Source organism: Pantoea sp. FN0305 (genome assembly GCF_050113845.1).
Taxonomy (GTDB): Bacteria; Pseudomonadota; Gammaproteobacteria; order Enterobacterales; family Enterobacteriaceae; genus Mixta; species Mixta alhagi.
Map to the genome: position 1 here is coordinate 431,643 of NZ_JBNJSN010000001.1, position 13,086 is coordinate 444,728.

General features: G+C 52.4%; 7 protein-coding genes. 3 read left to right on the forward strand and 4 right to left on the reverse strand.

What is annotated here, in order from left to right; translation table 11 throughout:
* Positions 1-35: 35 nt before the first annotated feature.
* Complete coding sequence (locus ACQE3Y_RS02040) at positions 36-1,364, reverse strand: MFS transporter (protein ID WP_426971922.1); 1,329 nt, start codon at positions 1,362-1,364, stop codon at positions 36-38.
* A 357-nt stretch (positions 1,365-1,721) separates the two neighbouring features.
* On the opposite strand from ACQE3Y_RS02040, the gene ACQE3Y_RS02045 reads away from it, so the two are divergent.
* Positions 1,722-2,642, forward strand: a complete 921-nt coding sequence (locus ACQE3Y_RS02045) for a LysR substrate-binding domain-containing protein (protein WP_426971923.1) — start codon at positions 1,722-1,724, stop codon at positions 2,640-2,642.
* A 72-nt stretch (positions 2,643-2,714) separates the two neighbouring features.
* Here the strand turns inward: ACQE3Y_RS02045 and ubiG are convergent, their stop codons facing one another.
* Positions 2,715-3,437, reverse strand: a complete 723-nt coding sequence (gene ubiG / locus ACQE3Y_RS02050; protein ID WP_426971924.1) for a bifunctional 2-polyprenyl-6-hydroxyphenol methylase/3-demethylubiquinol 3-O-methyltransferase UbiG — start codon at positions 3,435-3,437, stop codon at positions 2,715-2,717.
* Between the two features lie 174 nt (positions 3,438-3,611).
* Between ubiG and gyrA the strand changes: the two genes are divergently transcribed.
* Together gyrA and rcsC are read left to right on the forward strand one after the other, a co-directional pair.
* On the forward strand, positions 3,612-6,248 hold the full coding sequence (gene gyrA, locus ACQE3Y_RS02055; protein ID WP_426971925.1) for a DNA topoisomerase (ATP-hydrolyzing) subunit A: 2,637 nt from the start codon (positions 3,612-3,614) through the stop codon (positions 6,246-6,248).
* 495 nt (positions 6,249-6,743) lie between these two features.
* Positions 6,744-9,596 carry a two-component system sensor histidine kinase RcsC gene (gene rcsC, locus ACQE3Y_RS02060; RefSeq protein WP_426971926.1) on the forward strand — a complete coding sequence of 951 codons (2,853 nt, stop codon included), beginning with the start codon at positions 6,744-6,746 and terminating at the stop codon, positions 9,594-9,596.
* Between the two features lie 175 nt (positions 9,597-9,771).
* Here rcsC and rcsB read toward each other — a convergent pair whose 3' ends face one another.
* Both rcsB and rcsD read right to left on the reverse strand, forming a co-directional pair.
* On the reverse strand, positions 9,772-10,425 hold the full coding sequence (gene rcsB, locus ACQE3Y_RS02065) for a response regulator transcription factor RcsB (RefSeq protein WP_085071058.1): 654 nt from the start codon (positions 10,423-10,425) through the stop codon (positions 9,772-9,774).
* Between the two features lies 1 nt (position 10,426).
* Entirely contained in the window at positions 10,427-13,084 is a 2,658-nt protein-coding gene (rcsD, locus tag ACQE3Y_RS02070) for a phosphotransferase RcsD (protein WP_426980756.1), read from the reverse strand.
* Positions 13,085-13,086 lie beyond the last annotated feature (2 nt).

Here is a 13,086-nt window from a genome sequence, read left to right on the forward strand (position 1 = left end):
AATTAACTCCATTCAGAAGCGTAATAACGCGTGAGTTATTCCGGCTCATCCAGCAGGCAAATAAGCACCAGCCCTATCGCCGCACAGATACCGAAATAAGTGAATACCGCATTGAAGCTGCCGGTTTTATCCAGTAAAAATCCGGCCACCATAGGAGAAACAAAACCGCCTAAATTACCGCCGCTGTTAATAATGGAGGCGGCGATGGGGTAAGTTTTACTGTCGGCAACCGCCATGCCGTAGGCGGTAAACGCAGGCCAGCCGATATTAAGGCACAGCCCGACAAAAAACAGGCCGAGGCAAATAGTGAAGGTATCACCGGAAATACGCAGCATCACCAGCATCATAATAACGGTGGTAATAGCGGTGAACATCATGGTGGGTTTACGGCGTTTTCCCAGTAGTTTGTCAGAAATATATCCGCCGCCGATGGCACCAATTAATCCGCCCAGGCAGGGCATGGTGGCGACAAAACCCATATTTAGGAAGGTAAAGCCTTTTTCCTGTACTAAGTAGAGCGGTATCCAGGTCAGTAACCCATAAAGCACGCTGACCATCATAAAATAAGCGAGGAAATCACCGATGATATTTTTAGATTTGAACAGATCTTTAGCGCGGCTAATCGGCTCCAGTTTTTTTACCCGAATAAGGCGATCGAGTAAGGCGAATTTAGGATGCATAACTAAGTTCGTTCGCGCCTGATTACCTTGTTGGTTATCCGCATGGATAATATCCAGCTCGCCCTGTGAAACAAAACGGCTCTCTTCCGGTCGGGTTTTCACCAGCAGATACCAGGCAACAGCGACAAACATACCAGGAATAGCGAAAGAGAAAAATACCCAGCGCCAGCCGTAATCGAGCGCAATCCAGACTGCCAGTGGCGGCACAATAATCGGCGCAAACATCGTGGCGGCAATAAACACGCCGGTAGCCGTAGCCTTCTCTTTGGCGGGAAACCAGTTATTAATGGTAGAGGCGAGGCCAACCGGACAGGGGCCTTCGCTCAGGCCCAGGCCCAGCCGGATCCATTTTAATGCCAATACCGATGAAGCGGTGCCCATCAGCCAGGTAAAAAATGAAAAGCCAAAAATTGATAGCGCTACGACGCCGCGAATGCCTTTTTTCGCCATAAAGAAACCGGCGGGAATCTGGCTTATGGCGTAACCCAGGAAAAACATACTGGCGATTGCGCCAGCCTCGAAATTATTAATGTGGAATTCTTCGATAATAAAAGGCAGCACTGCGCCAATATTGGTTCTGTCTGCATAATTAACGGCATAGACAATAAATATCAGCGCAAGCACAATAAAGCGGTAACGTGTCTGCCGACTTTGCGTCAACGGCACAGCGTCTGTTTTTAACATAGGGTAGCCTCTTAAATAAATGGCGTCGGAAATAGTTTTAAATGCATTTTTTATAGAGCTCGATTAAATAAGATAGGTTGACTATATGCATTAAAAATTAAATGGGAAGTTAAAAAACTTCATTTGTGGATGAGAAAAATTTGATTCGTGAGAGAAGTCATAAAGGAACATCGAATTTTTAGCAGAGAATTCCTGAGGTAAGTCAACAGTAAAAATAGATAATTGCAAACGTTGTCACATTTGTCAGCCAGAAAAAACAACGGGGTCAGTGAGTAAAATGGGGTCTGTTTATTGTTTAACGAGTCGTTGCACGATAAAATTTCCCATTGCGCAAATAATGATCTTCAGGAGCATAACGTGACCGTCAGCAAAAAGAATATTCTGCCGTTACCTTCATTAAAGAATATCCTGGCTTTTATTGAGGTCGCCAATACCGGGAGCCTGAATAGCGCAGCAGAAAATTTAAACGTTACCGCCTCTGCTGTCAGCCATCAGATCGCCGCGCTGGAAAGTTTTTTAGGCAAGAAGTTGTTTACCCGCAACGGCAAAGGCGTGGTGTTGACGCTCACGGGAGAGGTCTATTTGAAAGAGATTGCCGGGCCGCTGACCCTTATCGGGCGGGCCACGGAAAAGGCCATTCATGATATTCATCATGAGCACCTGCGGGTTCACTCTTCGCCCAGCTTTGGGCTGCTCTGGCTGATGAAGCGTCTGGACAAGTTCAGGCAGGCGCATCCTGATATTCAGCTCAACTTGACCTGTTCCTATGAAAACCTGCAGTTTGCGCGCGATAACCTGGATATTGATATTCGTCACGGGCTGGCCGAATGGCCAACGCTTAATGTCAAAACCATTAAAAATGAAAAAATGGTGGTGTTGGCCTCGCCGGAATATCTGGCACGTCATCCGATAACGCACCCCGAACAGCTGGTTGTTAACGAGTTAATTAATTCGGAAATCACCTTAATTGGCTGGGACGTCTGGTTTTCATGGCATGGCGTAGAATATAAAAATAAAAATTTTGTCTTTAGCTTCGACCGCTCCTATATGAGTTTTGAAGCGGCCTGCATGAATATGGGGTTTATTCTGGAGAGCGATCTGCTGGCGCAGGAATATATTCAGGCTGGGAAGCTGAAACCGGTATTTAACGACAGCTTCGCCATGCCGGTAAGTGCGCATCATTTAGTGTTCCCGCACGCCAGTGAAAAAAAGGAAAAAATGCAACGTTTTCTGGGCTGGCTGGAGCATGAGCTGCAGGCCAGCGGTTTTCACCTGTAGCCGCGCGGGCGGCTAACCGGGCGCGGGGGAGCGCCCGGTTACGCTGGCCTGTGTCTCCGGCCAAATGGCCGATCAGTTCTCGCCGTGGCGCGTATGCAGCATGTAATTGACGTCAACGCCAGGGGCAAGACGGAAGCTGTCACGCAGCGGATTATAGTGCAGGCCGATAATGTGTTTTTCGCGCAGTGGGGTTTCATCTACCCAGTGCAGCAGCTCCGCCGGGCGAATAAATTTCTTCGCATCATGCGTGCCGCGCGGCACCATGCGCAGCACATACTCCGCGCCAACCACCGCCATCAGCCAGGATTTTGCATTGCGGTTAATGGTAGAGAAAAATACGTCGCCGCCCGGTTTGACCAGCTGAGCGCAGGCCAGCACCACCGAGCGCGGATCTGGCACATGCTCCAGCATCTCCATGCAGGTAACCACATCATAGTTGCCAGCATACTGGTCTGCGTGATCTTCCACCGTCTGCTGTATGTAATCGACCTTTACGCCGCTCTCCAGCGCATGCAGACGCGCAACTTCCAGCGGCTCCGCACCCATATCCAGGCCGGTCACCTGCGCACCTTCACGCGCCATGCTTTCAGCGAGAATACCGCCGCCGCAGCCCACATCCAGCACTTTTTTGCCGAACAGGCCGCCCGCGTGCTGGGCAATATAGCCAAGGCGCAGCGGATTAATGCGGTGCAGTGGCTTAAATTCACCCTCCAGATCCCACCAGCGTGATGCCACCGCTTCAAATTTGGCGATTTCAGCCTGATCCACATTGTTCATCTGCGCTCTCGCATTCATCTTTTTCTACTCCTGACAAAGTTTCCCGGAGTATACATCTTCTCGCAGCAATCAGCACGGCACGCCAAAGGGGAAAGCGCGCTTAAAACGCTGCTTTCCGTTCACCGACAGGTTGCAATGTGATATACTTTCGCACCTTTAAATCCGGGATAAATGTAGAGGGATAGCGGCTCCATGAGCGACCTTGCCAGAGAAATCACACCGGTTAATATCGAAGAAGAACTGAAGAGCTCTTACCTCGATTACGCCATGTCGGTCATCGTTGGCCGTGCATTACCAGATGTTCGCGATGGCCTGAAACCTGTCCATCGCCGCGTGCTTTTTGCCATGAGCGTGCTGGGGAACGACTGGAACAAACCTTACAAAAAATCTGCCCGTGTCGTTGGCGACGTCATCGGTAAATATCACCCGCACGGCGACTCTGCCGTTTATGACACCATTGTGCGTATGGCACAGCCGTTTTCGCTGCGTTATATGCTGGTGGATGGGCAGGGCAACTTCGGTTCCATTGACGGCGACTCCGCCGCAGCGATGCGTTACACCGAAGTGCGCATGTCAAAAATCGCCCACGAACTGTTGGCGGATCTGGATAAAGAGACCGTGGATTTTGTGCCGAACTACGACGGCACTGAACAGATTCCGGAAGTGTTGCCCACCAAAGTACCTAACCTGCTGGTCAACGGGTCTTCCGGTATCGCGGTTGGTATGGCGACTAACATTCCGCCGCACAACCTTACCGAAGTGATTAACGGCTGTCTGGCCTACATCGACGATGAAAATATCAGCGTCGAAGGGCTGATGGAGCATATCCCGGGACCGGATTTCCCTACTGCCGCCATCATCAACGGTCGTCGCGGTATCGAAGAAGCCTATCGCACGGGTCGCGGCAAAATCTATATCCGCGCCCGTGGTGAGGTGGAAACCGATGCCAAAACCGGACGTGAAACCATCGTGATTCACGAAATTCCCTATCAGGTCAACAAAGCGCGCCTGATCGAGAAAATCGCTGAACTGGTGAAAGACAAGCGTATCGAAGGCATCAGCGCGCTGCGTGACGAGTCTGACAAAGACGGTATGCGTATCGTGGTTGAGGTGAAGCGCGATGCGGTAGCGGAAGTGGTGTTGAATAACCTCTATTCGCTGACGCAGCTGCAGGTCTCTTTTGGCATCAATATGGTGGCGCTGCATCAGGGCCAGCCGAAAATTATGGCGCTGAAGGATATTCTTCAGGCTTTCGTGCGTCATCGCCGTGAAGTCGTCACGCGCCGTACCATTTTCGAACTGCGTAAGGCTCGCGACCGCGCGCATATCCTTGAAGGTCTGGCGATTGCGCTGGCGAATATCGATCCGATTATTGAGCTTATCCGCCGTGCGCCAACGCCGGCCGAAGCGAAAGCCGGGTTGATTGCGCAGGCGTGGGAGCTGGGTCATGTTTCCGCCATGCTGGAGCGTGCGGGCGATAATGCTGCACGTCCGGAGTGGCTGGAAGAGCAGTTTGGTATTCGCGATGGTCGCTACTATCTGACCGAGCAGCAGGCGCAGGCTATTCTGGATTTACGTCTGCAGAAGCTGACCGGTCTGGAACATGAGAAGCTGCTGGACGAATACAAAGAGCTGCTGGAACAGATTGCCGAGCTGATCCACATTCTGGAAAGCGCCGATCGCCTGATGGAAGTGATCCGTGAAGAGCTGGAAGCCATTCGCGATCAGTTTGGTGACCAGCGTCGTACCGAAATCACCGCGAACAGCGCCGATATTAATATCGAAGATCTGATCAATCAGGAAGATGTCGTGGTTACCCTGTCACATCAGGGCTACGTGAAGTATCAGCCGCTTTCCGATTACGAAGCACAGCGTCGCGGCGGCAAAGGTAAATCGGCAGCACGTATCAAGGAAGAGGACTTTATCGATCGCCTGCTGGTGGCGAATACCCACGATACCATTCTCTGCTTCTCCAGCCGTGGCCGACTCTACTGGATGAAAGTCTATCAGCTGCCGGAAGCGAGCCGTGGCGCACGTGGACGTCCTATCGTCAACCTGCTGCCGCTGGAAGCCAACGAGCGTATTACCGCCATTCTGCCGGTGCGTGAATACACCGAAGGCACCAATATCTTTATGGCGACCGCCAGCGGCACCGTGAAGAAAACCTCGCTGACCGAGTTCAGCCGTCCGCGCAGCGCCGGTATTATCGCCGTCAACCTGCGTGAAGATGATGAGCTGATCGGCGTGGCGCTGACCGATGGCAGCAACGAAGCGATGCTGTTCTCTGCCGCCGGTAAAGTGGTGCGCTTCTCCGAGCAGGCCGTGCGCGCCATGGGCCGTACCGCTTCCGGCGTCCGCGGCATCAAGCTGGCGGAAGGGGATCGCGTGGTCTCGCTGATTGTGCCGCGTGAAGAGGGCGCAATTCTGACGGTAACGCAGAACGGCTACGGTAAACGCACCGCAAACAGCGAATACCCGACCAAATCGCGTGCGACGCAGGGCGTTATCTCGATCAAAGTCACCGATCGCAACGGGCCGGTTATCGGCGCGGTGCAGGTCGAAGACAGCGATCAGATCATGATGATCACCGATGCCGGAACCCTGGTGCGCACCCGCGTATCGGAAGTCAGCATTGTTGGTCGTAACACCCAGGGCGTGATCCTGATCCGTACCGCAGCGGATGAAAACGTGGTTGGCCTGCAGCGCGTTGCTGAGCCAGTGGAAGAAGAAGAGCTGGATGCCATCGATGGCAGCGTCGCTGAAGGGGAGGACGATATCGCCCCGGAAGTAGAAAATGATGATGATATTCCGGACGGCGAAGAAGAGTAATCGCCCGCTTGCTGTTTTGTCGTAGTGGGTTAATCCATCACGCGATAAAAATTATCACAGCAAGCGCTACATATAACGGGCCAGGCAGCTGCTGGCCCGTTTTTTTCGCCTTCAATCCTGGCCGGATACGGCTCAAAGACGTAAAAGTTTTCAGGCAATCTTTCTGAAATAGTCAGGCAGCCGGACTCACACTATTGGCGGAGACGCTGCAAGAGCTGGGTGCGTTCGCCACGTAAAAATATGAGAGGAAGAGGCGAGAAGTGCCGTTGGTTATGAGATCGGCACCGCCCTGTAAGCGAGCCTGAGGCGGCCAGTAAATCGGTGAATCAGGTTGCGATTGCCGGTTATGCGATGGCGATACGCGATGAGAGAGGATATTTAGTCTGAACAGCGAGGCGGAATGCGGCTAACGTCTGGCTTTTTTCGCCATCTGCCGCTACTGTAGCGGGATCAAAAAATTTTAATTATTGTCGGCGGTTGCGCCGGGGCTTTCCCTTGAAATATCTCGTTTCGTTTCGCACAACGCTAAGGATTTCCCGCTACCTGTTTCGCGCGCTGGCGCTGATGCTCTGGTCGCTGGGGGCGCTGTTAACGGCGTTCTACGTTATCAGCATTTTGCATGAGCAAGAAGCGCAGGTGCGTCAGGAGTTTACGCTTAACTATGACCAGGCGCAGTGGTACGTGCGTCACTCCGCTGATATTACTCGCCAGCTAAAATATATTGCCGAGAACCGACTGAACAACAGCGCCAACGGCACAGACGTGCTGAACGGCGTTTTTCCTGGCAAAGTCACGCTGCCGCAGTTTTCTCCGCTGGTCGCCAATTCAAACTGTTCCGCCATGAGCAACACCTGGCGCAGCTCGCTGGAATCACTCAGCTATTTTCTGAACTACTGGAAAACTAATTTCGCCTCCGCCTATGAGCTGAACCGGGTGTTTTTTATCGGCGGCGAAGGGCTGTGTATGGCCGATTTTGGTATCGGCAACGGTTCGGTGGATCGCGAGCGCACGGTAAAAACCCTGAACGAGCGCATTTTGCGCTATCGCAACAGCAGCACGGACGAGCGCAAAAGCAGCCTCTATTGGGTAAGCAATAACGGGCAGCCTGGCGTCGGCTATTTCTATATGATTACGCCCATTTATATCGCCAACAAGCTGGAGGCGCTGCTGGGCATTGAGCAAAATATCCGTCTGGATGATTTTGTCACGCCGGGCAGCCTGCCGGTCACCGCCACGCTGGTGAATGAGGCCAATCAGCCGGTGCTCTCCTCCAACCGGGGACGCGTCGCGTTCTCGCTTGATGAGGTGCCTGATAAGAAAGCCTGGTTTGGCTACGTTGATAACTATAAACAGCTGGTGCTGAAGAAGACTCTGCATCCTTCTAATTTAAGCATTATCTATTCAGTGCCTACCGATGTGCTGGTGGATCGGCTTAAGCTGTTAATGATTAATGCCATCCTGTTGAATTTGATCAGCGCGGTTATTCTCTTTACCCTGGCCTGGCTGTTTGAACGCCGGATGTTCCTGCCGGCAGAGGAAAATGCGCACCGGCTGGAAGAGCATGAGCAGTTTAACCGGAAAATTGTGGCTTCTGCGCCGGTTGGCATCTGTATTCTGCGCACCCGTGATGGCACCAATATTCTGAGTAATGAGCTGGCACATAACTATCTCACCATGCTGACGCAGGAAGATCGCCAGAAGCTAACGGAAATCATCAGCGGCCAGCAGGTTAACTTTGTCGATCTGCTCACCGGCAGCAATACCAATCTGCAGATCAGTTTCGTGCATTCACGCTATCGTAATGAAAACGTAGCGATTTGCGTGCTGGTGGACGTTAGCGCGCGCGTGAAAATGGAAGAGTCGCTGCAGGAGATGGCGCAGGCGGCCGAGCAGGCCAGTCAGTCTAAATCAATGTTCCTGGCAACCGTCAGCCATGAGCTGCGTACGCCGCTGTATGGGATTATCGGCAATCTGGATCTGCTGCAAACCAAACAGCTGCCGAAAGGGGTGGATTCGCTGGTGACAGCGATGAACAACTCCTCCAGCCTGCTGCTGAAAATCATTAGCGACATCCTCGACTTCTCTAAAATTGAGTCGGAACAGCTGCAAATCGAGCCGCGTCCTTTTGCGCCACGTGAGATCATTACGCATATCACCGCCAACTATTTATCGTTGGTGGTGAAAAAGCGTCTGACGCTTTACTGCTTTATTGAATATGACGTGCCGGTTGCGCTGGATGGCGATCCGATGCGCCTGCAGCAGGTGATTTCCAACCTGCTCAACAACGCCATTAAATTTACCCATACCGGCTGCATTATTCTCCATGCCTATGTTCGCGAGGGTTACCTGGCGGTGCGCGTACGTGATACCGGTGTCGGCATCGCCAACAAAGAGATCACCCGGCTGTTCGATCCGTTCTTTCAGGTGGGAACCGGGGTGCAGCGTAATTTTCAGGGAACCGGCCTTGGGCTGGCAATCTGTGAAAAGCTGATCAATATGATGGATGGCGACATTGAAGTGGAATCTGAACCGGGCATGGGCAGTCAGTTTATTGTGCGTATCCCGCTCTACAACAGTCAGGTGATGGCGCCGGTGTTGCATGAAGGTCTGGAAGATAAGCAGATCTGGCTGGCGCTGCGTAACGATGCCCTGGCTGCCTTTATGACGCGGCTGTTGCAGGCGCACGGGATTCAGGTGAAGCGCCTTAACGACCAGCAATGGCGGGCGGATGATGTGATTATTACTGATTACGACTTCCAGCCAGAACAGCCGGTGCGCGCGATCATCCTGTTTGACGGCGCGCACATTGACGTGCCGTATGAGGTCAAACCCGGACGCTGGATCCACAGCACCGCGATGCCGCATGAACTGCCAGCGTTGCTGGGCAAAATTTACAGCGTGCTGGTTGAAGTGCCGGATGGTCTGGCATCGTTGCCGGTGCCGGAGCAGCCAGGCGTGGATAATCACGATATCCTGATTCTGGTGGTGGACGACCATCCTATCAACCGTATGCTGCTTTCCGATCAGCTTAGTTCGCTGGGCTATCGGGTGAAAACGGCGCAGGACGGCGTGGATGCGCTTAATGTGATTAGCCGCAGCGAAATCGATATTGTGCTGACCGACGTCAATATGCCGAATATGGATGGTTATCGTCTGACGCAGCGCTTACGCCAGCTGGGACAAACGTTCCCGATTATTGGCGTTACCGCCAACGCGCTGGCGGAAGAGAAGCAGCGCTGTATGGAGGCGGGCATGGATAACTGTTTATCGAAGCCAGTTACGCTCGATACGTTAAAAACCTCGCTGGCGATTTATGCCGAGCGCGTCAGAAAAGTGCGCGGCGTATAGGTCGTGAGGCATTCGCAATGTAAAAATGACGGAATGGATTCACTTGCTGATTTGCGCCATGTACGAATCGTTGGCCCTGGTAACGCAGCCAATAAACAGGAAACGCTGTTGATGTTTACCATGACGGTAGCAGAGCTTCATTCATAACGCGTCTTCCGTGACGCGTTATGGCGGCTTACTCTTTGTCCATCGGGGCGGTAGTGCTGACCGAAGAGAGATAGTTCAGCAGCGCAATATCGTTATCAACGCCCAGTTTCATCATTGCTGATTTTTTCTGGCTGCTGATGGTTTTGATACTGCGGTTCAGCTTCTTGGCGATCTCGGTCACCAGGAAGCCTTCAGCGAACAGGCGCAATACTTCACTCTCTTTCGGCGACAGGCGTTTGTCACCGTAGCCGCCGGCGCTGATTTTCTCCAGCAGCTTGGCCACGCTTTCCGGGGTATATTTCTTCCCTTTCTGCAGTGCTGCCAGCGCTTTCGGCAGGTCGGTCGGCGCACCCTGTTTCAGTACGATGCCTTCGATATCCAGGTCCAGCACGGCGCTGAGAATTGCCGGGTTATTGTTCATGGTCAGAACAATAATCGACAGATCCGGATAGTGACGTTTGATATATTTGATCAGCGTAATGCCGTCGCCATATTTTTCGCCAGGCATGGAGAGATCGGTGATCAGGACGTTGGCGTCCAGTTTGGAAAGGCTGTTAATCAATGCTGTCGAGTCTTCAAACTCACCAACTACGTTGACCCATTCAATCTGTTCAAGAGATTTACGAATGCCAAACAGAACAATTGGATGGTCATCGGCAATAATTACGTTCAAATTATTCATCTTATTGGTTACCTTGCTGCAGCAGTTGATTGACGTAAGCGTCAATGTCACTGGTGGTATTTTTGATGTTTAAATCGTCACTCGCTTTAATGTGCTGTTCCAGCTGTTCACAAAGCTCCTTGCCGGGTACCAGATTAAGCATGGCAAATACCCCTTTCAGGCGATGCGCTGTCTGAGCAAGCGTCGCGTAATCCCTGTTCGACGCCTCAGTATACAGTCTCTGTACATCTTCCGGTACTGTCTCGACAAATAGCTGGTAGTACCCCCCGCTGATAAGCGGAACGGCTTCCTCTTCTTCATCTTCTCCGGCAGGCGACATATCCTGAGATAGCTGTTTCTCAATTAGCTGTAACAGCGCATCCTGCAACGCGCTACTCAGGTTAAAGTTAACCCGATACTGCTGTTCATTCAGGACGGTAAAGCCCAGTTCATTATCCGTCAGCAACAACGACCAGCCGGAAAGCCGCGCCGGATCGTCAGTGATCAGGATATCGTGCGTTTGGCCGGCAAAACGTTCATCCGGCGTAATGCACTTCGCACCCCAGTTTTCTAACTGATGGGTGACGATTTTGCGAATGTCATCGACTGCGATGTCGATAAGCATAATGACATCTTCCAGCAGCTTCTCTTCCTGCTGCTGTTGATGTTCCGGCGGCACATGCAACAAAATGCTGTAGCGCGTGCCGATATCTGGCCGGGCCAGAATCTCCAGATGACCGCCCATCTGTTTGCACAGCTGACGGCACAGGAAAAAGGCGAGGCCGGAAGCCTGCCCAAAACGATCCTCAGTGGTTTCACCAAGGAACGGGAAATCATTATTGCCCAGTTCATCGCGCGTCAGACCCGCGCCGGTATCCACAATCTGAATATTCAAACGATCGGGACGATCGGCAGGGGACTCGACCTCCAGCGTTATCTTGCCCCAGCTGGTGGTGGTAAGCGAATAGTGAAGCAGAGTGGCCAGCACCTTATAAATAGCGCGACTATCGCCAAAGCGCATCTCATCGCTGTTAAGGTGGTTGCGTACCAGCAGCGTCAATCCTTTACGGCGTGACAGCGGCAGCAGTTCCAGCGTCAGTTCATCCAGCAGAGATTGCAGATTAAATGAGGCAGCATCCGGAGCCCAGTCATGGGTTTCCAGTCGGTTCAGCAGCACAATATCATCCACCAGACGGGCCAGCGCCTGGCTATTTTCCAGCGCGTCGTGCGCATGGTCATCGTCGCTGGTTTCGCTGAGCGTTTGCAACTGAGCCACAACCTGCTGCAGCGGACGATGCAGCGCATGTCCAAGATTCTGCATCAGCTGTTGACGCAGTTGATGATTACGATCCAGCACCTGCTGCGCCTTCTGCAATTTTTTATTCACCAGCAGCTCGCGATCCTGATCGCGCATCAGAAACAGCTGCGTATGTGGCGAATGATGGCTGCGGGCATGGCGAATCTCATACACTTCGTTATTAACCGTCGCCTGCAGCACGCCCTGATGCTGATCGGACATATTAACGATCTTCTGCAGGTTTAGATGCGGCAGCAGGTGTTCGGCGATTTTGTTGCTGATAATGGTGCGATTGCTGGCGAAGTCATAAACCAGCAGGCCAACCGGCAGGCTGCTGACAATCTCCTCGTTAAGCATACGCAGCGCATCCAGTTCGGCGCTCTGATTTTCTCCCGGACGCAGCGACTGTTGGCGTAGCAAAAATAAGCCGGCCAGCGACATTAACAGCAACAGCAGGTTGGCCATCAGCGGCCACATCAAATTGCGCAGCGTATCTAAAGCAAGCGTACTCAGCGGGATGCGATAAATCAGCTGCTGCGGCGTGCTGGGCAGCGAAGCTGCAATCTCTATGTTGGGATTATTGAGCGTGATGCGGGTATTTTGTAACTCATCTTCGTTATCCGTGCTGCTGCTCAGAACGACATCCTGCTTAAGCTGGAAATTTTCCAGCGGCATATTATGCGGGATAAGATCGTTAATCGGCATATCGAACGCAACCACGGTAGCCAGATGGCCGGGCTGATTAAAGGTAGTGCGCACGGTAAAATAGTGATCGTTTTGCCAGGCGAAACGGCGCAGCGGCGAGAAGCTTTCGCGTTCATCCAGCGCGTTAGCCTGCTGCAGCATCTCTGCACGCCGCGCATCAACGATATTGCTGATGGCGCTCTCTTTATAGCGCGTCGCCATATCTTTCAGCGGCAGGGTAGAGATCAAAATCAGGCTATTATCCTGCCCATTAAGAAAATACATCGACCAGGTGCTGTTTTCCGCACCCCAAAGGGTATCCAGGTAATTAGACATGCGCAGCGTCATATCCAGCGTGCTGCTGTCGTGCGAGCCGAAGATCAGCGCCTCGGTTTTACGCCGCATCTTTTCCAGATAGTAGACGTCAGGACGCAGCCGGGTTTCCTGCAGGCTGGCAGAGGGAGTACTTCCGGCCGCGCTGGCCGCCAGGTTCTCATAAATCTGCCAGGTCGCAAAGCGATAGGTATCGATGCGTTTTTGCACCGAGCGGGTAATATCCGCCATGGCATAGCGTTTTTCCATCAGCCAGGTATTAACCGCGTTATGGACCATAAAGCCCAGCGCCAGCAACAGCAGCAGAATAAACATCACGAAAAAACGCGTAACGTTGCTGGAAGATAAAGGAAACTTGTACATCATGA

Bases quoted from the DNA above. Each gene is read 5' to 3' on its own strand.
- ubiG (WP_426971924.1), bottom strand. From the start codon at position 3,437: ATGAATGCGAGAGCGCAGATGAACAATGTGGATCAGGCTGAAATCGCC.
- gyrA (WP_426971925.1), top strand. From the start codon at position 3,612: ATGAGCGACCTTGCCAGAGAAATCACACCGGTTAATATCGAAGAAGAA.
- rcsD (WP_426980756.1), bottom strand. From the start codon at position 13,084: ATGATGTACAAGTTTCCTTTATCTTCCAGCAACGTTACGCGTTTTTTC.
- ACQE3Y_RS02040 (WP_426971922.1), bottom strand. From the start codon at position 1,364: ATGTTAAAAACAGACGCTGTGCCGTTGACGCAAAGTCGGCAGACACGT.
- rcsB (WP_085071058.1), bottom strand. From the start codon at position 10,425: ATGAATAATTTGAACGTAATTATTGCCGATGACCATCCAATTGTTCTG.